Raw genomic sequence first — 21,852 nt, forward strand, 5'->3', positions numbered from 1 at the left:
GTGGAGCCGCATGATGGACAGCACGATTCTGAGCCTGCTGGGCGCATTCCTGCTGTCCATCATCGGTCTGTTTGTTTTTATCTGGTCCTCGCGCAAGGGGCTGCTGGTTGAAAATCCGGCGGCTGCTTCGGTGATCTTTGCGCATGGCGAAATCGGCAAGGTCGATGATCCGGCACTCGCTGGAGCTGCCCAGGCATCCATGCAGCAACGGGTGAAAGAGGGCGAAGATATCGCGCATGCCGCACCGGACCCGGCCGAACTGCAGGATCGCATCGCGTCCGACCAGTCCAGCGCCTTTCCGGTCTTCATGTTCATTGCCTTCGCGTGCTTCTGGCTGTTGCTGGGCTCCATCGCCGGTCTGACGTCTTCCATCAAGCTGCACCAGCCCGACTGGCTGACGGAGCAGGCCTGGCTGACCTTTGGCCGCCTCCGCACGGTGCACCTGACGGCCGTGCTTTATGGCTGGATCACCAATGCCGCCCTGGGCATGATGCTGTGGTTGTTGCCGCGGCTGTTGCGTACTCGCCTGCACGGAGCGATCTGGGCCATGCTGGGCGGCTCGCTCATCAACATGGGCATCGCCGCCGCCATAGGCGCCATCTCGGCGGGCTGGACCGACGGCATGGAATACCTCGAGATCCCCTGGCAGATCGCCATCCTCATCTTTGTCGGCTTTGCGCTGGTGATATTGCCGGTTCTCTTCACACTGGTAAACCGCAAGGTCGAGCATCTGTATGTCAGCGTCTGGTACATGGTGGCGGCACTGCTGTGGATTGCCCTGCTCTTCCTGGTGGGCAAGCTTCCCGGCGTACATACCGGTGTGCAGCAGGCCACGACCAACTGGTGGTACGGGCATAACGTGCTGGGCCTGTGGTTCACACCGGTCAGTGTGGGCGCCATCTACTATTTTTTGCCCAAAATCATTGGCCGGCCCGTACGCTCGTACAACCTGTCCATCCTGGGTTTCTGGACCCTGGCATTTTTCTACGGCCAGGTCGGCGGCCATCACCTGATTGGCGGTCCGGTACCGGGCTGGCTCACAACACTGTCGATTGTGCAGAGCGTGATGATGGTGATCCCGGTAGTTGCCTTCAGCATCAACATGGGCGGAACCCTCAAGGGTCGCATGCATCTGGCGCGTTACTCGCCCACGCTGCGCTTCATGATGTTTGGCGGTCTGATGTACTTTGCATCTTCCATACAAGGTTCTCTTGAAGCGCTGCGCAGCGTCAACCAGGTCACCCACTTCACACACTTCACGGTGGCACATGCGCATCTGGGCGCCTACGCGTTCGTCACCATGGTGCTGTTCGGCGCGATCTATTTCATGATGCCGCGTGTGCTGAACTGGGAATGGCCTTATCCCAGGCTCATCCCCCTGCACTTCTGGCTGTCCTCCATCGGCATCGCCATTTACTTTGTCGGCTTGACCTACGGCGGCTGGCTGCAGGGTCTGGTCATGCTGGACGCAACCCGCCCCTTCATGGATTCTGTCGCAGTGACCCTGCCTTACCTGAAATGGCGCTCCCTGGGCGGCAGCCTGATGGTACTGGGCCATATTGTCTTTGTCGGCCATTTCATGGCGATGGCGCTGCGTTTCGGTCCCACGCGCACCGGCGCGGCGCTTTTCTGGCAGAACAACAAACAGGAACTGGTCCATGGACAATGAAATCAAGCTGGTTTCAGGTGCCATGGTGGCGCTGGCGGTCGCCACTGCCGCGCTGGTCGTGATGCCCTACATGGAGGTGCGCGACATCCAGCCGCCACCCGGCCTCAAGCCCTACACCAGCGCCGAGTTGCGTGGCCGCGCCGTCTACATTGCCAATGGCTGCGTGTACTGCCACAGCCAGCAGCCGCGCGACCGCAAATTCGGTCCCGACTTCGAGCGCGGCTGGGGGCGCGCGTCGGTGCCCGCTGACTATATCTACGACAAGCCGCACCTGCTGGGCAGCATGCGCACAGGGCCGGACCTGTTCAACATCGCTGCGCGCCAGCCGAGCAAGGACTGGCATCTGGGACACCTCTACCAGCCCCGCGCCTATGTGCCGGGCTCCATCATGCCGGCCTACCCATTCCTGTTCACCGTCAAGGATGCGAAGGAAGCCGAGAAAGAAGGCGAGCCGACACTGTCGCTGCCGCCGGCTTATGGCCCCAACGTCGGACAGGTGGTTGTTCCGACGCCCGAGGCGCTGGACTTGGTCAGGTACCTGCTGGCCCTGAACCACACCTATCCAGTGCTGCCGGCCGCCCCCAAGCCATAAGCCGAACGCGAGACACACCATGCAAAAAGACCATGCCTCGCGCAACCGGGCCCAGGACCGTGAAACGGAGGATCCCTCCGAGCGGAACCGGCCCATTCCACTCATCGTGGCGGCCATCACGCTGGCAGTCGTGATTTTTGGCGTTGCCTACATTCTGTTCTCCGAACCTTTCGGTGAAGCCGATCTCGGCGACAGGCGTACCGTGGCTGATCTGCAGGCACCCGTTGCAGGCGCGTCAGCCGCTGCTGCTGATGGCAAACAGGTCTTTACAGCCAATTGCGCGGCCTGCCACCAGGCAACCGGCAAGGGCCTGCCGGGGGTGTTCCCGCCGCTGGATGGCTCGGAGTGGGTCAATGGCGACGAGCGCACCATGGCAAACATTCTTCTGCATGGCATCAATGGCGAGCTCACGGTGATGGGCAGCACCTTCAAGGGGGCCATGCCCTCGTTCAAACAGCTCAGCGATGCCGAGCTGGCCGCCGTCGCCAGCTATGTGCGCGGCGAGTGGTCCAACAAATCCGGCGCCATCAAGTCAGAACTGTTCGCCGCGGAACGCAAGGCCGACACGCGGATGACCCCGTTCAATGGCGAGGCTGAAGTCAGGGCCATCACAGCCAAGGCGCCCTGACCGACCACCCAGAAGACTGCCAGGGAGAAGACCAGGTGCGACTCACCAACATGACCGACTATGCGCTGCGCCTGCTGATATTTCTGGCGCAGCAACCAGACCGCCTTTGCACGATCGCGGAGATCTCGGGCCATTACGGCATATCCGAAGCCCACATGATGAAAATCACACACCAGCTCGGGCTGGCCGGCTGGATTGAAACCGTGCGCGGCAAGGGTGGCGGCATGCGACTGGCACACGCACCGCAGGACATCCGCCTGGGTGAAATCATTCGCAGCATGGAGCCTGATTTTTCCGTGGTCGAATGCCTGGCGTCGATCAACCACTGCGTGCTGACCGGCAGTTGCAGGCTGACCGGCGCCATCGAAGGTGCATTGCACAGTTTCATGCAGCACCTCGACGGCCATACCCTGGCCGACGTCCTGCCTCTGGCCATGTCGAAGAGGACGCAAGTCGTCCGCATGAGCGGGCCGCTACCGGTCCGCAGGGCCTGATGCTTCGCACCGCCTTGCCAGGCATCGCGCTGGCTGTGGCCGGGTATGCCTGCGCATCCTGGCTTACCCATGACTTCCAGGTCTGGACGGCCGAAGGCGCGCGCCGCCTTGAAGTGGCCCTGGCGCCGGTGGCCGTGCCAGCTGTCAACATTGATGGGCTTGGCATTCCGGCGCAGGCACTGCGCCAGTGGCTGGCGGACGGCCAATCGGTCACGCTGGTGGACTTTGTCTACACCCGCTGCCAGACAGTTTGCCTTGCGCTGGGCAGCAGCTATCAGCAGATGCAGTCGGTGCTCCAGACCGCCGGAAAAACCGATCTCGCGGCGCGCAAGGTGAAACTGCTGTCCATCAGCTTCGACGGGGAGCACGACAACCCCCAGGTTCTTCAGGCTTATGCCGCGCGCCTGAACGCAGACCCCTTGCTGTGGCGCTTCGTACGCATGCCCGACACCCGGGATACACGACAACTGCTCGCCGATTTTCAGGTCGTGGTGGTGCCCGATGGCCGGGGCGATTTCGAACACAACGCCGCGCTGCTGGTGCTCGACCAGAACGCCCGGCTGGTGCGCATCTTCGACCAGGCAGACCAGCAGCTCGCGCTCGATTACGCGCGAGATCTTGCAAGCCGCCCGCCCTCATGACGCGCCGACCTCCACACCGAGCGCTCTGGCCGGTGACAGGCGCCCTGGCCGGGCTGGTCCTGCTGGCTCTGCCGTATGTGCGGCGCTGGATGGAAGCCGACATGACCCGGCACATGCTGGTTCAGTACCCGCTGATCGCCCTTGCCGGCTTCATTCTTGCGCTGGCCTTGCCGACGCGCTGGCTCGCAAAAATCAAATGCTGGAATGTCTTCGGGATCAACGGCCTGTTCGCCACTGCCTTGATCCTGGCCTTGCTGATGATTCCACGCCTGCTCGACCTGGCACTGGTCGACGGCCGGGTAGAGCTCGCCAAATGGCTGGCCCTGCTGGCTTGCGGGATGGCCCTGCGCCTGTCATGGCGACCTGCAGGCTTGCTGATGCAGGGGTTTTTCCTGGGCAACGTGCTGCCCATGATGGCCGTGGTCGGCTATCTCTACGCGAGCTCGCCGGTACGCGTGTGCAACGCCTATCTGCTCGATGACCAGGCGCGACTGGGGCAATGGCTGGTCTGGATTTCAGCAGGCGTGGCGCTGGCGTGGTTCGCAGGCCTGGCCCGGACACTGATGCAAAGAGAGGACGCAGCCCTCACACCCCTGGATAGCCGCGCCGGCAGGACCGGGCCAGCGTCCAGGTGATGCCGGCGCCGCACCTGCGCTGTCCCGGGACGATCGCCGTCAGGCGCGGAAAATCCATCGACGATGACCTGACGCTGCCCGCGTTTGTCCGGGTTTGCCCGGGTTTGCCGGGATTGATCTCAAGACACCTGCACCTGCACCTGAGCCAGCGGCGTGACACCGCAAAGTCACGCGGCAGAACCGCCTGCTTGTTGATAGCGTAGCCACCGGCTGCAAGCGTTCTCCATGGCCGGCTGGCGGCGGGCTGTATCGGGGCGATGTTCTTTATATGCATTGAATGAATACCAGATAGTCTTGTTATTTTATTGATGGATAGTCGAAGGAGGCCCAAACTCGCGACTTCCCACGACAGATAAAAAGCGGAGACAAGCTTGGAAGTTTCATTCAGCAAGGAAATCGGGTCGCTGCGGCTGAAGAGCGGCGAGACTTTCCACGGCGAGGGCATCCTCGCGATCACCAAGGCGCTGCTGCAGTCCGGCGTGGCTTATGTGGGCGGCTACCAGGGCGCACCGGTGTCGCACCTGCTCGACGTCATGGTCCAGGCCAAGACCTACATGGACGAACTCGGTGTGCACGTCGAGGCCTGTTCCAACGAAGCTTCGGCCGCCGCCATGCTGGGGGCGTCCATCCACTACCCGCTGCGTGGCGCGGTGACCTGGAAATCGATAGTGGGCACCAACGTCGCGGCCGATGCGCTGTCCAATTTGTCCTCGCCGGGGGTGCTAGGGGGCGCGCTGATCGTGGTCGGCGAGGACTACGGCGAAGGTGCCAGCGTGATCCAGGAGCGCACCCATGCCTACGCACTGAAGTCGTCGATGTGCCTGCTGGACCCGCGGCCCGATCTGGGCAAGATGGTGGACATGGTCGAACACGGCTTCAGGCTGTCCGAGACCTCGAACATGCCGGCCATCCTGGAGCTGCGCATACGTGCCTGCCATGTGCGCGGCAGCTTCGAATGCAAGGACAACCGGCCGCCGGCGATTTCCAAGCGGCAACTGATGGAAGAACCCGCAGCTTTCGACTACGCCAAGCTCGCGCACCCTCCGGTGACCTTCCGGCATGAAAAACTCAAATTTGAAGAACGCATCCCGGCCGCGCGCCGCTACATCATCGAGCAGCAGCTCAACGAGCTGATGGACGGGCCGCGGCAGGACCTGGGCATTATCGTGCAGGGCGGCATCTACAACTCACTCGTGCGGGCGCTGCAGCAGTTCGGCCTGTGCGACGCCTTCGGCCAGAGCGAGATTCCCATCCTCGTGCTCAACGTCACCTACCCGCTGGTGCCGGAGCAGGTGGCGGAATTTGCACTCGACAAACGCGCGGTGCTGGTGGTGGAGGAAGGCCAGCCTGAGTACATCGAGCAGGAAATCGCCACCTTCCTGCGCCGCCGCGACATTAACACCCCGCTGCACGGCAAGGACATGCTGCCTTTGGGCGGTGAATATTCGGTGGAGGTGGTGGCGCAGGGGCTCATGCACTTCGTCGAGCGGTATGTGCTCCCTCTCCCACCGGGAGAGGGCGGGGGTGAGGGAGCCACGCACCTGCCCTCACCCCAACCCTCTCCCACGGGGAGAGGGAGTCTGGAACTGGCCAAGGCCTGGCTGCAGGGCAACATCGAACGCCGCAGCGCGGTGGGCGCGCAGATCGCGGCGCAGCTGAACCAGGCGCTGCCGGTGCGTCCGCCCGGGTTCTGCATTGGCTGCCCGGAGCGGCCGGTGTTTTCGGCGCTCAAGCTGGCGCAGCAGGACGTCGGGCCGGTGCACATCGCGGCCGACATCGGCTGCCACGCCTTCGGCACCTTTGCGCCCTTTTCCTTCGGCCACTCCATTCTCGGCTACGGCATGAGCCTGGCCAGCCGCGCCGGCGTTTCGCCCATGATGGCGCGGCGCACGCTGTCCATCATGGGGGACGGTGGTTTCTGGCACAACGGCCTGCTGACCGGCGTGCAGTCGGCGCTGTTCAACGGCGACGATGCGGTGCTGCTGATTTTCAAGAACGGCTACACCTCGGCCACCGGCACGCAGGACATCATCTCGACACCCAGCGACGACGCCAAGTTCAACGCCACTGACAAGCTGCAAAGCCTGACCGAAACCAACACCACCATCGAGAAAACCCTGCAGGGCCTGGGCATCCAGTGGCTGCGCACGGTGCACACCTACCATGTCGAAGAGATGCGCCAGATGCTCAACGAAGCCTTTACCACCGACTTCAACGGCCTGAAGGTCATCATTGCCGAGGGAGAATGCCAGCTCGAGCGCCAGCGCCGCATCAAGCCCTGGCTGGCCGGCCTGCTCAAAACGGGCAAACGCGTGGTGCGGGTGAAATACGGCGTGGATGAAGACGTCTGCAACGGCGACCACGCCTGCATCCGCCTCTCGGGCTGCCCGACGCTGACGCTGAAAGACAACCCCGATCCACTCAAGGTGGACCCGGTGGCCACCGTGATCGACGGCTGCGTCGGCTGCGGCCTGTGCGGCGCCAACGCCCATGCCGCGACCCTGTGCCCTTCGTTTTACCGCGCCGAGGTGATCCAGAACCCGAAGTGGCATGAACGGCTGCTGGGCAGCGTGCGTGGCGCGCTGGTGAAAGCAATGCAGACATGACCATGAATCAGCAAAAACCTATCACCCTGCTGATCTGCGCCCTCGGTGGTGAAGGCGGCGGCGTGTTGACCGAATGGCTGGTCGACATTGCACTGGCCAGCGGTTACGCGGCGCAGAGTACCTCGATTCCCGGCGTTGCGCAGCGCACCGGCGCGACCACCTATTACCTCGAAGTGTTCCCGGTGCCGCTGGCCGAACTGCAGGGCAAACGCCCGGTGTTCAGCCTGAACCCGGTGCCCGGCGCCCTAGACGGCATCGTGTCGTCCGAGCTGCTGGAAACCGCGCGCCAGATCGGCAACGGCATGAGCTCGCCGCTGCGCACACTGGTCATCAGCTCCAGCAGCCGCACCCTGACCACCGCCGAACGCATGGAGCCGGGCGACGGCCGCACCGACCCCGCGCCGCTGCTGGAGGTGGTACGTACGCAAAGCCGCGAGCATCATGTCTTCGACATGGGCGAGATGGCCAGAACCAGTGGCACCGTGGTCAGCGCGGTGATGCTGGGCGCCATCGCCGGCAGCGGCCTGCTGCCTTTCGCGCGCCAGGCGTATGAAAGCGTGATCCGGCACGGTGGCAAGGGCGCCGAAGCCAGCCTGCGTGGCTTCGCCCAGGCCTTTGAACAGGTAGGCACGCAACGGGCGCAGACGGCGCTGGTCACCAGCCTGCTATCAGAAGAGGAGCTGCTTGCGCCCGTCCCTAAAGGGCTGGAGACCGATTTGTCTGAAAACTTTCCGCCGCAGGTGCATGACATGCTGGCCCTGGGCCACGCACGCATGCTGGACTACCAGGGCCGCGACTACGCCGACCTCTATGTCCGCCGCCTGAGCCAGGTGCTCAGCGCCGAGCAGCTGGCCGATCCGGCGGCGGCGCAGGGCTACGCCACCACGCGCGAGATGGCGCGCTGGCTGGCGCTCTGGATGGCGTTCGACGACATCGTGCGTGTCGCCGACCTGAAAAGCAGCGCCAGCCGCTGGCAGCGCGTGCACGGCGAGGTCAAGGCGGGCGCCGGTGACCTGCTGCAGGTCTACGACCACTTCAAGCCGGGCGCCGCGGAATTCGCAGCCCTGCTCCCGGCGGGCCTGGCCGCGCGCGTGACGCGCTGGGATCGCGCACGCGTGGCCAAAGGCAAGGCGCCCTGGGCCCTGCCGCTGAAGGTGGGAACCCATTCGGTCTTCGGCATGCTTTCGCTGCGCCTGCTGGCCAGCCTGAAGTGGCTGCGTGTGCGCGGCAGCCGTTTCGCCACCGAGCAGGCGCTGATCGAGCAGTGGCTGGCCGGCGTCGTACGCGGCACACAGACCCATTGGCAACTGGGGCATGAGATCGCGTTGTGCGGACGCCTGATCAAGGGTTACGGCAGCACCAACGAACGCGGCAAGGACAACCTCATGCATGTGCTGGAGCACCTCGCCACTGGCTCGCCCTTCGCATCGAACGAGCTGCGCGCTGCGGCCATTACCCAGGCGCGCGAGGCCGCGCTGGCGGACGAAGCCGGCAAGGCGCTGGACCAGACCCTGGTCAGCCACGGCGCCCCGGCGCGACCGGTGAAAGCACAACCGATCCGATGGATCCAGAATCCCCACCGCAAACCACGTGCCGCCAAGAGCACCTGATTTTTTTACCCACCCCCGAGGAGACAACACCATGGCCCCATTCTTCCAACCCGGCCGCCGCACCCTGCTGGCGCTGGCGCTGATTGCCGGCAGCCTGTTTTCCGCAGCCCAGGCACAGACCACTTCGTCAGGCTCAGGACAGGCCTGGCCGGCCAAGCCGGTCAAGGTCATCGTCAACTTCCCGCCCGGCGGCGCGGCCGATCAGCTGGCGCGCGCCATCGGCACGCCACTGGCTGAGGCCCTGGGCCAGCCCGTGGTGGTGGAAAACCGCGGTGGTGCCAACGGCAACATCGGCGGTGAAGCCGTGGCCAAGGCGCCTGCCGATGGCTACACCCTGCTCATGAGTTCAGGCGGCATGGTGTCGGTCAACCCGCACCTGTACACCCGGATGTCCTTCAACCCGGCGAAAGACCTGGTGCCGGTGGCGGCCGCGGCGCGCGTGCTGGTGTTCCTGGAAGTCAAGCCTTCGCTGCCGGTCAACAATGTGAAGGAGTTCCTGGCCTACCTCAAGGCCAATCCCGGCAAGCTGTCCTTCGGCTCACCGGGCAATGGCAGCTCGCCGCACCTGGCGGCCGAGATGCTGAAGGCCCAGACCAACACCTTTGCGGTGCATGTGCCCTACCGCGGCGCGGCGCCGGCCATGCAGGACCTGCTGGGCGGCCAGCTCGACTTCATGTTCGACCCGGGCATCGGCCTGCAGCATGTCAAGGCCGGCAAGCTCAAGCTGCTGGCCGTGGGCAGTGCCAAACGCTCGCCCCTGTTTCCGGACGTACCGACCCTGGACGAAGCCGGTTTGAAAAACTTCGATGCCGACACCTGGTTCGGCTTTTACGCGCCGACCGGCACCCCGCCGGCCATCGTGAACCGGCTGAACCAGGAGATCAACAAGATCCTCGCCACGCAGCCGGTGAAAGACCGCATCATGGCGATAGGCGGCATTCCGGCCCCGATGTCGCCGTCCGACTTCAACATGCGCGCGGCGATTGACGGCACACGTTTCGGCGCGCTGATCCGGGCGCGCAACATCACAGGAGACTAGCCCCCACGCTTGTCGCTTCGCGTACTGCGCTGCCCCCCGAGGAGGCGCTGCGCCTGCGGGCTGGCAAAGCCAGACCCGCGGCCCCTGCTTGAACAAGAAAGCCTTCGGACACCCCAACCGTTCGGGCTGAGCCTGTCGAAGCCTGACGACATAATGACCCCATGAGCAAACAGATCATCCACACCATCCGCGTTGAATTCGGCGATTGCGACCCGGCGCGCATTGTGTGGTTTCCCAATTTTTTTCGCTGGATAGACGCGGCTTCGCGCAATTATTTTGTGCAGTGCGGTGTGCCCTCCTGGCAGGAGACCGAAAAAACAATCGGCGTGATCGGCACGCCGCTGGTGGACACCCATTCGCGTTTCCTGCGCACTGCCACCTATGGCGACACGCTGGACATCCACACCTCCATCCCTGAATGGCGCGAGAAGAGTTTTGTGCAGCGCTACCGCATCATGCGCGGGGACGAGGCCATCATGGAATGCGACGAGGTGCGCATCTTCGCCGGACGCCGGGCCAACAACCCGGAAGCCATACGGGCGTTGCCGATTCCGCCCGACATTCGCGCGCTGTGCGAGTAGGGCCGGACCAGCGACCGGCCAGCTACCCCTGATTTGTCATTGCGGGCAACCCCCTGCCCACTGTCGTTGACAAGGTTCGGCACCCGGACGTGCCAGGGACAGCAGGACTTGACTCCCCACTCCCGCCCCTAACCCCTCCCTCGCCCCGCTGGGCGATGGAGGGGGACTTCATTTGGCCGCGTGTGCTGCGCTCGCGTGCAAACATGACGGTCCCATGAGGTTCGACAGGACGCGCTGCGCGCATCCTGTCTCCCGCATCCGATCCCGGTCCTGCATTCGATTCCCCCCCCCCGTCGGGCTGGACCGAGGAGCGCAGCCGAAAGCGGATCAGGGCGAGCGATTGTCTGAGCGAAGCGAGTTCGAGCTAGCCCCCGCTAACGGTGAGTACCGGAGGTTGCCCCGGAGCGAAGCGCAGGGGCCCCAGACCATCGGGTCGCCTTTTCTTTGGTGACTTTCTTTTGGCGACGCAAAAGAAAGTTACTTGCCGCCGGGCAACCCCCGGCTTGTGGGCAAACCACTGCGCCATAAACAACGTGAGTAGTCAGCAAGAGTGGATCCCGGATCAAGCCCGGGATGACAACCTCTTCTCGCCACAATCCTTATGGAAATTGCGCAGCTAGCTACAAAATCAATAGCGCCCGGAAATCGTTGACATTGGTGTGGGTGGGTCCCGTGATCACCAGATCGCCCAGTGGCTCGAAGTAGCCGTAGGCGTCGTTGCGGTCCAGAAAGCCGTTGATCTTCATGCCCTGTGCGACCGCGCGCCTCAGGGTGTCAGGCGCCACAAAGGCACCGGCGTTGTCTTCCACACCGTCGATGCCGTCGGTGTCCGCTGCAAGCGCGTAGACGCCCGGCTGACCTTGCAGGCCCAGCGCCAGGCCCAGGCAGAACTCGCCGGCCCGCCCGCCGCGGCCGGGGCGGGCTTCATTGCTATCGCCACGGCCCTTTGCGTCACCGGGCTGCCGGGGCCGGACCGTCACCGTGGTTTCACCGCCGCTCAGAATCACGCAGGGCCTGCTGAAGGGCCGGCCCTTCAGCGCCACGACACGCGAGGAATCCGAAGATCGTGCAACGGTGCGCGCGATGGCTGCGTGTACTTTGCCGACCTCGCGCGACTCCCCTTCCATCTCGTCGCTGAGGATGTAGGCGGCCATCCCCGCCGCACGCGCCGCTGCGGCTGCCGCTTCCAGCGATTGCTGGGGTGTGGCCATCATGTGGACCTCGTGGCCTTCAAACGCCGGGTCGCCGGGTTTGGGGGTTTCCAGCGCCCCGCTTTCCAGCCGCGACAACACGTCCGCCGGCAGGTCGATGCCGTAACGCTTCAGGATGGCCAGCGCATCGGCGCAGCTGCTGGCGTCGGGCACGGTCGGGCCGCTGGCAATGATGGACGGATCGTCCCCCGGCACATCGCTGATGGTCAGCGTGACGACACGCGCCGGCGCACAGGCCGCGGCCAGGCGCCCGCCCTTGATGCGCGAGAGGTGTTTGCGCACGCAGTTCATCTCGCCGATATTGGCGCCGCTGTTGAGCAAGGCCTTGTTGATGCGCTGCTTGTCTTCCAGGCTCAAGCCGTCGGCCGGCAACGTGAGCAAGGCCGAGCCGCCGCCGGAGATCAGGCAGAGCACAAGGTCGTCCCGGGTCAGGCCCTGCACCATCGCCAGAATGCGCTGCGAAGCGGCCAGGCCGGCCGCGTCAGGCACCGGGTGGGCGGCCTCAACAAGCTCGATGCGCTGCGGCAAGCCCTGAGGCCTTGGTGGAACATGGTGGTAACGCGTGACGACCAGGCCTTCGAGCGGGGCGTCTGCCGGCCACAGCGCTTCAACGGCCTGCGCCATCGAACCGCCGGCCTTGCCGGCGCCGATGACGATGGTTCTGCCCCGGGGTGGTGGCGGCAGGCAGGCTGCCGTGTTGTGCAGCGGCAGCGCGCGCTGCACGGCGGCCTGATACAGATGTTCGAGAAAGGCGCGGGGTTCGGTGGCGGGGTTCGGTGCGGTCATGCGTTGTCTCCAGCCCGTATTGTGCCGCCGTAACCCGCTGGTCACTCCAGCGGAAGCTCGCGCCGTGGAGGCGCGGCTGCTGAGGTTTACTTCTTGCCCAGACCGAGGCGTTGCGCGCCTTCGGTGTACAGCTTTGTCTTTTCCTTCATGAAGGAATCCATCTGGTCCACCCCCACATTGACCAGTTCAAACCCGCTTTTGGCGGCCAGCTCCTTCATCTCCGGATCGGCGTTCAGCGCGGCCCACATGTCCGACAGGCGCTTGCGGGTTTCGGGCGGCGTCGAGCGGGGAACTCCGATGCCGCGGTAGGCACCGTCCACCCAGTCCACGCCCAGCTCCTTGAAGGTGGGCACGTCGGGCAGGAGCGGATGCCGTTTTTCCATGGCGATGGCGAGGGCACGAACCTTGGACTTGTTGTTGATGGCAAAGGCAGAGTAGGTCATCGCCCCGTCAATCTGGTTGCCCACCACGGCCAGCGACATGTCACCGGTCCCCTTGTAGGGGATGTAGTTGGTCTTGACTCCGAACGCGGCATTCATGCGCTCGTGCGCCGCGTGATTGGCCGAATTCAGCCCGGAGCCGCCGAGGTTGAGCTTGCCGGGCGCCGCCTTGGCCGCACTGATGAAGTCGGCAAAACTTCTGATCGGACTTTGTTCAGGCACGGCCAGGATGTCCGGTGTGAAGTGAAACCAGAACACGGGCGTGATGTCCTGCGTCTTGTATTGCACCTGCCCTTCCATGGGCTGGAACACGATGTGCGGCAGGTTGATGCCGACCACATTGAGGCCGTCACCGGGCAACTGGTTCATCTGGCCCCACATCAGGCCGCCGCCCGCCCCCGCCTTGTACTGGATGATGGCATCGATGGCTGCGCATTTTTTCTTCAGCACCATCTGCTGGTGACGCGCCGACAGGTCCGACTCGCCACCGGGTGGAAAGGCCTGCCAGTACATCAGGTTCCTGTCGGGACAAGACTGCGCCAGCGCCATGGGTGCCACGATCAGGCAGGCGATACCTATCCAGTGTCGGATGTCAACTTTCATGCTGCTGTCTCCTTTTTGATATTGATGCAAATGCCACGGAAAAAAGGGTCAAGGAAAAAAAGGGTCAGGCCGCGTGCGCCTGCTGCGCGCCGCCCTGGGCCAGCAGCGCACACACAGCGGCGGTGACCTGCGCGGTGGTGGCCTTGCCGCCCAGGTCGCGTGTGTGCAGGGCCGGGTTGGCGGTGACGGCCTCGATGGCCTGCATCAGTTGCTGCGCCGCCGTGTTTTCACCAAGGTGCTCGAGCAGCATGACGCAGCTCCAGAACGTGCCGACCGGATTGGCCAGGCCCTTGCCCATGATGTCGAAGGCCGAACCGTGGATGGGCTCGAACATCGACGGGTAGCGGCGCTCGGGGTCGATGTTGCCGGTGGGCGCAATGCCCAGGCTGCCGGCCAGCGCCGCCGCCAGGTCGCTCAGGATGTCGGCATGCAGGTTGGTCGCCACGATGGTGCCCAGCGAGGCCGGGCGATTGACCATGCGTGCGGTGCAGGCGTCCACCAGTTCCTTGTCCCAGGTCACGTCCGGGAACTCCTTGCTGATCTGCAGCGCGATCTCGTCCCACATGACCATGGCGTGGCGCTGGGCGTTGGATTTGGTGACCACGGTCAGCAGCTTGCGCGGGCGCGACTGCGCGAGCCTGAAGGCGTAACGCATGATGCGTTCGACGCCGGCGCGCGTCATCATGGACACATCGGTGGCTACCTCGATCGGGTGGCCCTGGTGGGCACGGCCGCCGACGCCGGAATATTCGCCCTCGGAGTTCTCGCGCACGATGACCCAGTCGAGCTGCGCCGGCGTGCAGCGCTTGAGCGGTGCATCAATGCCGGGCAGGATGCGTGTGGGCCGCACATTGGCGTACTGATCGAAGCCCTGGCAGATCTTCAGGCGCAGGCCCCAGAGCGTGATGTGGTCGGGAATGTGCGGGTCCCCCGCAGAGCCGAACAGGATGGCGTCCTGGTCGCGCAGGGCGTCCAGGCCGTCGTCGGGCATCATCACGCCGTGCGCGCGGAACCAGTCGCCGCCCCAGCCGAAGGAGGTGAAGGCAAAGCCGAAATTCTGCGTGGCGGCCAGCGCCTGCAGCACCTGCTGACCGGCCGGGACCACTTCCTTGCCAATACCGTCGCCGGGGATGCAGGCAATCTTGTAAACCTTCATGACATGTCCTTGAAATGTTTGAGCATCAAGGGCGGACTCTAGCGCTTGCCTGATTCAACAGAACGCCTTAGAGTTATTACATTGTTTACTTTAAGTTAATAATGAGCACACCGGCCTCCGCCCCTTCAGAGATGGCGTTTTTCAGCCTGCTGGCGCGTTGCGGCAGCTTCTCGGCCACGGCGCGCGAGCTCGACGTGACCACGCCGGCGGTCAGCAAACGCCTGGCGCTCATGGAAGCGCGGCTGGGCGTGTTGCTGCTGAACCGGACCACGCGCCGCATCAGCCCCACGCCCGAAGGCGAGATCTACCTCAGCCACGCGCGGCGCATCCTGGCCGAGATCGACGACATGGAGCAACTGGTGTCGAGCGCGGTGGCGGCGCCCAAGGGCCTGCTGCGCGTCAACGCCACCCCGGGGTTTGGGCGCAGCCACATCGCACCGCTGATCTCCGGCTTCGTGAAGCAGCACCCGGACATGCAGGTCCAGTTGCAGCTCACCGTCAACCCGCCGCCCGCCAGCGAAGACGCCTTTGACGTGTGTGTGCGTTTCGGCGAACCGCCCGAGGCGCGGGTGATCACGCGCAAGCTGGCCCCGAACCGGCGCCTGCTGTGTGCGGCCCCCGCCTACCTGGCCAGACACGGCACGCCCAGGGTGCCGCACGAGCTGACGCAGCACAACTGCATCGGCATCCGCCAGGGCGACGAGGCCTACGGCATCTGGCGCCTGGTGTCGGGCAAACGCACGGAAACCGTGAAGGTGCGCGGCAACCTGAGCACCAGCGACGGCGAAATTGCCGTCAATTGGGCGCTGGCCGGCCATGGCATCGTGATGCGCGCCGAATGGGACATCGCGCGCTACCTGCGCAGTGGCCGGCTGCGCCAGGTGCTGGAGAATCACCAGACCCCGCCGGCCGACATTCATGCGGTCTGGCCGCAGCGGCATCAGGTGTCGGCACGTGTGCGCGCCTTTGTGGACTACCTGGCCGGCCACTTCGAGAAATCGTCCACGCTGGCTGCGGGCCTGGTCACCCGCTGGTAAAAGACGTTTTCAGGGCGATCTCAGGGTACAGGCGCACCGGCTTCGAACCACTGCCGAACCAGGTCCCGTTCCGCCTCGGTGATGCCGGTGGCATTGTTCATCGGCATGGTTTTGCTGACCACCACCTGCTGGTAAACCGCCTGCGCATGCTGCCTGAGCAGCGCCGGCGAGTCGAGGCGCACGTTTTTCATCTGGACTTGCGCGCCGTGGCACTGGTAGCAGCGTTGTTCCAGCACTTTCTGCAGAGGGCTATGGTCATTTTGGCCTGCAGCCCCCGCCAATACTTCGCCAACAGCTATTGAATCAGTAGCAAGCCCGGCGCCTGCAGCCTGCGCGGGCGGTTTCATCCAGACGATGGCGCCAAGAATCAGCACCACCCCGACCAGCGCATAGGGCAGCGGGTTGCCATTGCGGCCCAGTTTGAAGCCATGGCGCATGACAAAAAACTGGCGGATCAGGGCGCCGGCCAGCATCATGACAATCAGCACCAGCCAGTTCTGGGGGTGGCCCCAGGTAAAGCTGTAGTGGTTGCTGAGCATGGCAAACAACACCGGCAGCGTGAAGTACGTGTTATGCACGCTGCGCTGCTTGCCGCGCTGGCCGTGCACCGGGTCCACCGGCTCGCCGGCCTGGATGCTGGCGACCACCTTGCGCTGGCCGGGAATGATCCAGAAAAAGACATTGGCGCTCATCGCGGTGGCAATCATGGCGCCCACCAGCAGGAAAGCGGCGCGCCCGGCAAACCAGTGGCAGGCCAGCCAGGACGCCACACAGACCAGCACCAGCACCAGCGCGCCGACGATGGCATCCCCGTTTTTGCGCTTGCCAAAGAGCTGGCAGATGCCGTCGTACAGCATCCAGAACACCACAAAGAAAGACAGCGCCACGCCGATGGCGGCGCCGGGCGACCAGTTCATCAGCGATTTGTCGACCAGGTAGGTGCCGGCGTTCCACAGGTAGGACACGGTGAACAGCGCAAAACCGGTGAGCCAGGTGCTGTAGCTCTCCCAGTAAAACCAGTGCAGGTGGGCGGGCAAGGTGGGCGGCTTGACCGCAAACTTGACCGGGTGGTAGAAACCGCCGCCATGCACAGCCCAGAGTTCGCCGCTGACGCCCTGCTTTTTCAAGTCGTCATCGACAGGAGGCGTCAGGCTGGAGTCGAGAAAGACAAAATAAAACGAGGAGCCGACCCAGGCGATGGCGGTGATGACGTGGACCCAGCGCAGCAGCAGGTTGGCCCAGTCAAGAAGGTAACTTTCCATGATCTCAACCTATGCAGCGACGCGGCGCTGCCTTGTGCAAGCTGCTCACCACTGCGGGCGCTGTAAGCAGACAAAGGCCACGAACAACAAAAAAATGTGCTCCGCTGCGACCAGGGGGAAGCTAAAAGTGTATGCGATCTATGGCCTGCTGGCATGCAACAACTGCGCCGCAACCGCCACCGCAATCACTTCCGGCTCCTTGCCGCTGATGCCGGGCAGGCCGATCGGGCAGGTCACCTGCGCCAGTTCTTCAGCGCTGAAGCCGCGCGCCTCCAGCCGGTGCCGGAAGGTCGCCCATTTGGTTTTGCTGCCGATCAGGCCGATGTAAGGCAGGTCGCCCCGCTCGCGCTGGCGCCTGAGGCATTCGGCCACGATGTCCAGGTCCTCGGCGTGGCTGAAACTCATGATCAGCACACGCGACTGCGGCGCCAGGCCCGTCACCGCGCGTTGCACCGGGTCGGAATGCTCGCAGACGATATGAGGCCCCCACGTTCGCTCACTTCGTGTAGCTCCCTGCCCCCCAAGGGGGCGCGTTTCACCTAGGGGCGGCCCGGCGGAAAAACCTGTCAGCTCGTCCGGGAAAATGCCGTCGCGGCTGTCGATCCAGGTCAGGGCAAACGGCAGGCGCGAGAGCACCTCCATCAGCGCAAAACCCACATGCCCACCCCCAAAAAGCGCAACCGGCTGTAAATGCTTGTCCAGCCGGCGGCGCAGTGCCGGCACGTCGTCCGGACCGAGCACTTCAAAACGCAGATGAACCACGCCGCCACAGCATTGCCCCAGCGACGGACCGAGCACAAAGCGGCCAGACGCCTCACCCGGCAGGCCCCGTAAACGCGCCCGTGCTCTCGCCGTCGCCTCGTACTCCAGGTGGCCGCCGCCTATGGTGCCGACCGCCCCCTCGGCAAAAACCGCCATCCAGGTCCCGGCCTCGCGCGGCACCGAACCTTCGGTGGCACTCACCTCGACCAGCACAGCCGGCTCCTGCGCCAGCCGTGCCAAAAACAAATCCTTGCGCTGACTCACGGTAGAAACCCTCTGATACACGGCCCGCTTTCCGGGACCCGGAGAACGCATAATTCAACTTCCAGACGGCAGCTTTCCGGGACGGCAACGGCCCCGGACAGACTGCACCATAGCAGCCACCCCGCCTGGCAACTACACAAGGACACGTATGCCTGAAACCTCACACCGCCGCTTCTGGCTTGCGGCCCTGCTGTCGACAGCGGTCGGGGCCCTCGTTTCAGCCTGCAAGTCCGCACCCCCGCCGGCGGCCGAGCCCGAACCGGCGGCTCCGTCGTCTCCCGTGGTCGGCCCGATTTCCGGCCCCGCCGGCTCGGCGCGTCAGTCGGCCGCACCGACGGCCCGCGCCTACCGCCAAAGTGGTGCCAGCCACATTTACGGACTGCACGCCGACCGCATCTACAAGGGGAGAATGCCACCCCTGCTTTACGCCGTCGGTGTGCTGAACGTGGAAATCAACCAGGTCGGCATTGTGACCCGTCTCGACTGGATGCGGGCACCGCGCCACGCGCCAGAGGTCATTGCCGAGATCGAACGCATGATCAAGGCCGCATCGCCTTTTCCGGCGCCAGTCCGGATTGGCAAAGTCGTCTACACCGACACCTGGCTCTGGCACAAAAGCGGCAAATTCCAGCTTGATACGCTGACCGAAGGGCAGAATTAGGCCCACGGTTGCTCACTGCATGACCACTTCAGCAGGTATTGCGGGCGATATTTCAAGGTGCTTTGCCTTTCACACCGTGCGCAGAAATGGTTCTCCACAGGAGCATCTTGCTAGCTGTTCGGCTAGGCGGTGAGGCTACTTTTTTGGGAAACATATTTCGCATCTCATGCGTTACCCGGGCAAGAAACGGCAGAGCGTAGTCCAACGGTAAGGACATCATTGCTAACGCATCGGCATCACCGGCGCGAAATGCTAGAAGCTGCTGTATTGAGAGAGGGTGCGTATGTACGTTTTGGGATAAGTGCATCGTGACTACGTTGTAATAGTCAAAATTCACGTCGGCCATGGCGCATCGTTCACGCTGAGTTAGGTGGAATGGCGGAGGGTCACCACCTAATATTTTTTGTTTGACGTTTGCAGATATCGAAGTGAAGAATGAACTGCCTGTTATAGCGTTTTGTAGGATTTTTTCTTCAGCTTCGATTGTGCTCAGCCGGGGGTCAACAGAGCCTATAGCCCTCAGCATTTTTGCTCTTCGGTTCTTGCTGTGCAGCTCCCAGAGCTGAAGTCGGAAATCACGTTCCGTTGAAGTCATGTGTCCTAGTGCAATGTAGGTAAAGGCATCGTGTGCCTCGATCACGCACCGCGCTAACGATGACATCGACGGTGCATCCCACAACTCTCTGCCGGTCCGCCTTGTTGCATCTGGTGCGATTCTGCGCAACGTGACGCAGTGCCCAAGGAGTTTCACAAATATTTGTTCACCGTAACGAATGTGTTTATGCGCTGGAACTGTTCCGATCAACGAAGTGGACACCGCTTTTGCATATTCAAGCACGGCGTCGAAGTCACGAACTTGGGCAACATATTTTTTCCAGTGCGGGGCTGGGTCCAAGAAGCGAATCATTGCCTAGAGAATCGGGTTTGCCGCAAGTACCGCACGGAACCCTGCTGAAGCAATTTCATTCTTAATCCTGTTAAAGCCGAATGCGAATCGACCTTGCTCTTCAACAAAATCAGGAAACCACAACTCGTCGTTGAGTTTCGGCATTGGGTCAAGAAGTTGACCGCTTGTTCCAATGATTCTCGCGCTGAATTCGGCTTTGTCCGATGGCTCGATTCGATGGATTCGGAATGTCGCCCGAAGAAAATATTCTCTAGGTCTGCCAGCGCCAGCGATCAACCAAACTTGCCCGCCCAGTGCTTCCGTTATGGTTTTGTTTGTGTAGATACTGAGATTGTCTACCTCAATCGCAGGGTATCCCATAACTTCGGCCTTGTGATAAACGATGTAGTCTGGCATCAGATCCTCCCTGCTATTTGCTAAATGATGTGCTGGCCGTCTTTGCCAATTGATTTGTTGTTCATATTTTGCGCGTCAACGTGGGGCTAGTCATGATCGATATGCCAATCCATCGGGAAAAATCGCCTTCGGTTAATGCGGCAGTGCAAGATGCTCATCGATTGACAGACTGGATAGTTGGCTATCATCCCAATCGCTTTGTCGAAACGGGGCACCGTCGCGTGGCGCTTGCATGCTATTCAATCGCGCTCGACCACCGAGAAGCCATTCTGCTATTGCTTAAAGCGGGCGCGAGAACGTCGGCATACGCCCTTGCTCGTTCAGTATATGAAGCATTCATGCGTGGACTTTGGTGTGAAACTGTCATGACGGCAAACCAATATGAGATCGTGATTGAACGGCAATCTTTCCCAAAGTTTGAAACGATGATCACTGCCCTCAAGCGCCGCCACGAAAACACAGAAATATTTGCACAAGGCAAACGGCATGTATGGGATACGTTTTCCGACTATTCCCACGGTGGCTATAGGCAAGTGGTGCGTCGGCTCGGCGGGTCGGGAATTGAGCCTTGCCATCCGGATGACGAGACAGTTGAGATTCTGAGGGTCGTAAATATTTATGGCTTTTTATCCAGCATGCATTCGGCTGGTATTGCTGGCCTCGACATTACCCCGTACGCGATCAAGTCCGAGGAAGTTCTTAATGACCGGTCTTTCGGCGGTGAAGTTCAACCGTGAACGTACCGTAAATATGCACGGCCGATTCACGACCCGCGATACGTCGAATAACTCCAGGGACTGACCAGCAGCGGCACGTGGCAATGCTGGCTGGTATCGGCCACGCCGAAGTCCAGGCTCACCTTGTTCAGGAAGTTCGGCTCCGGCAGCGTCACGCCCCGGGCGGCGAAATAGCCCGCCACATCGAAGACCAGCCGGTAAGTGCCGCGCTGCAGGCTGCTGTTGTCATACAGCAGCCCGTCGGGGTTGCGGCCGTCGCTGTTCAGATGGAAGGCTTTCACCAGCGTGGCCCGATCGCCTTCGGTGGTGTACAGCTCGACGCCCATGCCGGCCGCTGGCGTGCCGTGCATGGTGTCCAGCACATGCGTGCTCAGGCCCATGTCAATTCCTTGTTTTCTGTGAGTCGGTCTGCCCGATGGTCCACCGAAAGTGTATACAGTTTTGGGCTTTCCAACTATCATTTGCACCATGGAATCGTCCACCACCAGCGCCATTGTTGAAGCCCTGACCAGGGCCATTGTGGAGCACCGGCTGCTTCCGGGCACCAAACTGGCCGAGCAGAAACTGGCTGACCACTTCGGCGTTTCGCGCACGCTGGTGCGCCAGGCGCTGTTCCAGCTCTCGCAAAACCAGCTGATCCGGCTCGAGCCCGCACGCGGCGCCTTTGTCGCTGCGCCTTCGGTCACCGAGGCGCGCCAGGTGTTTGCGGTGCGCCGCATGCTGGAAGCCGAGATGACCCGGGCGTTTGTGCGCAGTGTCACGCCGGCCAGGATCAAGGCCCTGAAGGAACATGTGGCCCAGGAAAAGATGGCCGTGGACCGGCAGGACGCGCCGGGTCGCACCGAGCTGCTGGGCGACTTTCATGTGCGCATGGCCGAGCTCATGGGCAACGAGGTGCTGGCGCAAATGCTGGGCGACCTGATCTCGCGCTGCTCGCTGATCACGCTGATGTACCAGAGCGCCAGCGCCGCCGAACACTCCCATGACGAACACGCCGAGATCGTGAGAGCCCTGGCCGCCCGGGACGAGGATCGCGCCGTGCGCCTGATGAACGACCACCTGCGGCATGTCGAGGAAAACCTCAGCTTTGAACGCCAGATGCCGACAAGCGATATTTCCATGGCCTTGTCCTGAA

22 protein-coding genes are annotated in these 21,852 nt (G+C 62.9%); 14 read left to right on the forward strand and 8 right to left on the reverse strand.

What is annotated here, in order from left to right:
* The first annotated feature begins 13 nt into the window (after positions 1-13).
* The 10 genes from PSV26_RS20335 to PSV26_RS20380 all read left to right on the forward strand — a co-directional run bounded on the left by PSV26_RS20335 (position 14) and on the right by PSV26_RS20380 (position 10,495).
* Positions 14-1,669, forward strand: coding sequence for a cbb3-type cytochrome c oxidase subunit I (locus PSV26_RS20335; RefSeq protein WP_300573547.1), 1,656 nt, complete (start codon positions 14-16; stop codon positions 1,667-1,669).
* Positions 1,659-2,261, forward strand: a complete 603-nt coding sequence (locus tag PSV26_RS20340; RefSeq protein WP_300560223.1) for a cbb3-type cytochrome c oxidase subunit II — start codon at positions 1,659-1,661, stop codon at positions 2,259-2,261. Before PSV26_RS20335 ends, PSV26_RS20340 begins: the two co-directional genes overlap by 11 nt.
* A 19-nt stretch (positions 2,262-2,280) precedes the next feature.
* Positions 2,281-2,889 (forward strand): cytochrome c, encoded by a 609-nt coding sequence (locus PSV26_RS20345; protein WP_300573549.1) that lies wholly within the window; start codon positions 2,281-2,283, stop codon positions 2,887-2,889.
* Between the two features lie 35 nt (positions 2,890-2,924).
* Complete coding sequence (locus tag PSV26_RS20350) at positions 2,925-3,383, forward strand: Rrf2 family transcriptional regulator (protein WP_300573551.1); 459 nt, start codon at positions 2,925-2,927, stop codon at positions 3,381-3,383.
* The gene (locus tag PSV26_RS20355) at positions 3,383-4,024 is read left to right on the forward strand and encodes an SCO family protein (protein ID WP_300573554.1); all 642 of its coding nucleotides are present in this window, start codon (positions 3,383-3,385) and stop codon (positions 4,022-4,024) included. The genes PSV26_RS20350 and PSV26_RS20355 overlap by 1 nt, the downstream gene beginning before the upstream one ends.
* A complete protein-coding gene (locus PSV26_RS20360) occupies positions 4,021-4,659 on the forward strand; it encodes a hypothetical protein (RefSeq protein ID WP_300573557.1) in 639 nt (212 codons plus the stop codon). The genes PSV26_RS20355 and PSV26_RS20360 overlap by 4 nt, the downstream gene beginning before the upstream one ends.
* A gap of 371 nt (positions 4,660-5,030) precedes the next feature.
* Positions 5,031-7,265, forward strand: a complete 2,235-nt coding sequence (locus PSV26_RS20365; protein WP_300573560.1) for an indolepyruvate ferredoxin oxidoreductase subunit alpha — start codon at positions 5,031-5,033, stop codon at positions 7,263-7,265.
* A gap of 2 nt (positions 7,266-7,267) precedes the next feature.
* Complete coding sequence (locus PSV26_RS20370; protein ID WP_300573563.1) at positions 7,268-8,875, forward strand: indolepyruvate oxidoreductase subunit beta family protein; 1,608 nt, start codon at positions 7,268-7,270, stop codon at positions 8,873-8,875.
* Between the two features lie 31 nt (positions 8,876-8,906).
* Positions 8,907-9,914: a tripartite tricarboxylate transporter substrate binding protein gene (locus PSV26_RS20375; RefSeq protein WP_300573567.1), complete on the forward strand. Its 1,008-nt coding sequence runs from the start codon at positions 8,907-8,909 to the stop codon at positions 9,912-9,914.
* A gap of 161 nt (positions 9,915-10,075) precedes the next feature.
* Positions 10,076-10,495 (forward strand): thioesterase family protein, encoded by a 420-nt coding sequence (locus tag PSV26_RS20380; protein ID WP_300513418.1) that lies wholly within the window; start codon positions 10,076-10,078, stop codon positions 10,493-10,495.
* Positions 10,496-11,115: 620 nt separating this feature from the next.
* On the opposite strand, the gene PSV26_RS20385 is transcribed toward PSV26_RS20380, so the two are convergent.
* The 3 genes from PSV26_RS20385 to PSV26_RS20395 form a co-directional block, all read right to left on the reverse strand.
* A complete protein-coding gene (locus PSV26_RS20385) occupies positions 11,116-12,492 on the reverse strand; it encodes a glycerate kinase (protein ID WP_300573570.1) in 1,377 nt (458 codons plus the stop codon).
* Positions 12,493-12,578: 86 nt separating this feature from the next.
* On the reverse strand, positions 12,579-13,535 hold the full coding sequence (locus PSV26_RS20390) for a tripartite tricarboxylate transporter substrate binding protein (protein WP_300513422.1): 957 nt from the start codon (positions 13,533-13,535) through the stop codon (positions 12,579-12,581).
* A 64-nt stretch (positions 13,536-13,599) separates the two neighbouring features.
* Complete coding sequence (locus PSV26_RS20395; RefSeq protein ID WP_300573573.1) at positions 13,600-14,691, reverse strand: tartrate dehydrogenase; 1,092 nt, start codon at positions 14,689-14,691, stop codon at positions 13,600-13,602.
* A gap of 101 nt (positions 14,692-14,792) precedes the next feature.
* On the opposite strand from PSV26_RS20395, the gene PSV26_RS20400 reads away from it, so the two are divergent.
* On the forward strand, positions 14,793-15,728 hold the full coding sequence (locus PSV26_RS20400; RefSeq protein ID WP_300513426.1) for a LysR family transcriptional regulator: 936 nt from the start codon (positions 14,793-14,795) through the stop codon (positions 15,726-15,728).
* Between the two features lie 20 nt (positions 15,729-15,748).
* Here the strand turns inward: PSV26_RS20400 and PSV26_RS20405 are convergent, their stop codons facing one another.
* Together PSV26_RS20405 and xdhC are read right to left on the reverse strand one after the other, a co-directional pair.
* Complete coding sequence (locus PSV26_RS20405; RefSeq protein ID WP_300573576.1) at positions 15,749-16,990, reverse strand: urate hydroxylase PuuD; 1,242 nt, start codon at positions 16,988-16,990, stop codon at positions 15,749-15,751.
* 138 nt (positions 16,991-17,128) lie between these two features.
* A complete protein-coding gene (gene xdhC / locus PSV26_RS20410; RefSeq protein ID WP_300513430.1) occupies positions 17,129-18,016 on the reverse strand; it encodes a xanthine dehydrogenase accessory protein XdhC in 888 nt (295 codons plus the stop codon).
* A gap of 148 nt (positions 18,017-18,164) precedes the next feature.
* Between xdhC and PSV26_RS20415 the strand changes: the two genes are divergently transcribed.
* Positions 18,165-18,677 carry a hypothetical protein gene (locus PSV26_RS20415; protein ID WP_300513432.1) on the forward strand — a complete coding sequence of 171 codons (513 nt, stop codon included), beginning with the start codon at positions 18,165-18,167 and terminating at the stop codon, positions 18,675-18,677.
* 52 nt (positions 18,678-18,729) lie between these two features.
* On the opposite strand, the gene PSV26_RS20420 is transcribed toward PSV26_RS20415, so the two are convergent.
* Positions 18,730-19,572 carry a hypothetical protein gene (locus tag PSV26_RS20420; RefSeq protein WP_300573579.1) on the reverse strand — a complete coding sequence of 281 codons (843 nt, stop codon included), beginning with the start codon at positions 19,570-19,572 and terminating at the stop codon, positions 18,730-18,732.
* Positions 19,573-19,587: 15 nt separating this feature from the next.
* Positions 19,588-19,980: a hypothetical protein gene (locus tag PSV26_RS20425; RefSeq protein ID WP_300573582.1), complete on the reverse strand. Its 393-nt coding sequence runs from the start codon at positions 19,978-19,980 to the stop codon at positions 19,588-19,590.
* A 92-nt stretch (positions 19,981-20,072) separates the two neighbouring features.
* Between PSV26_RS20425 and PSV26_RS20430 the strand changes: the two genes are divergently transcribed.
* Positions 20,073-20,717: a hypothetical protein gene (locus PSV26_RS20430; RefSeq protein WP_300573585.1), complete on the forward strand. Its 645-nt coding sequence runs from the start codon at positions 20,073-20,075 to the stop codon at positions 20,715-20,717.
* A 26-nt stretch (positions 20,718-20,743) separates the two neighbouring features.
* On the opposite strand, the gene uraH is transcribed toward PSV26_RS20430, so the two are convergent.
* Positions 20,744-21,097: a hydroxyisourate hydrolase gene (gene uraH, locus PSV26_RS20435; protein WP_300573588.1), complete on the reverse strand. Its 354-nt coding sequence runs from the start codon at positions 21,095-21,097 to the stop codon at positions 20,744-20,746.
* A gap of 88 nt (positions 21,098-21,185) precedes the next feature.
* Between uraH and PSV26_RS20440 the strand changes: the two genes are divergently transcribed.
* Positions 21,186-21,851 carry a GntR family transcriptional regulator gene (locus PSV26_RS20440; protein ID WP_300513435.1) on the forward strand — a complete coding sequence of 222 codons (666 nt, stop codon included), beginning with the start codon at positions 21,186-21,188 and terminating at the stop codon, positions 21,849-21,851.
* Position 21,852 lies beyond the last annotated feature (1 nt).

Origin of the sequence: Polaromonas sp. (genome assembly GCF_029945685.1) — a bacterium.
Taxonomy (GTDB): domain Bacteria; phylum Pseudomonadota; class Gammaproteobacteria; order Burkholderiales; family Burkholderiaceae_C; genus Polaromonas.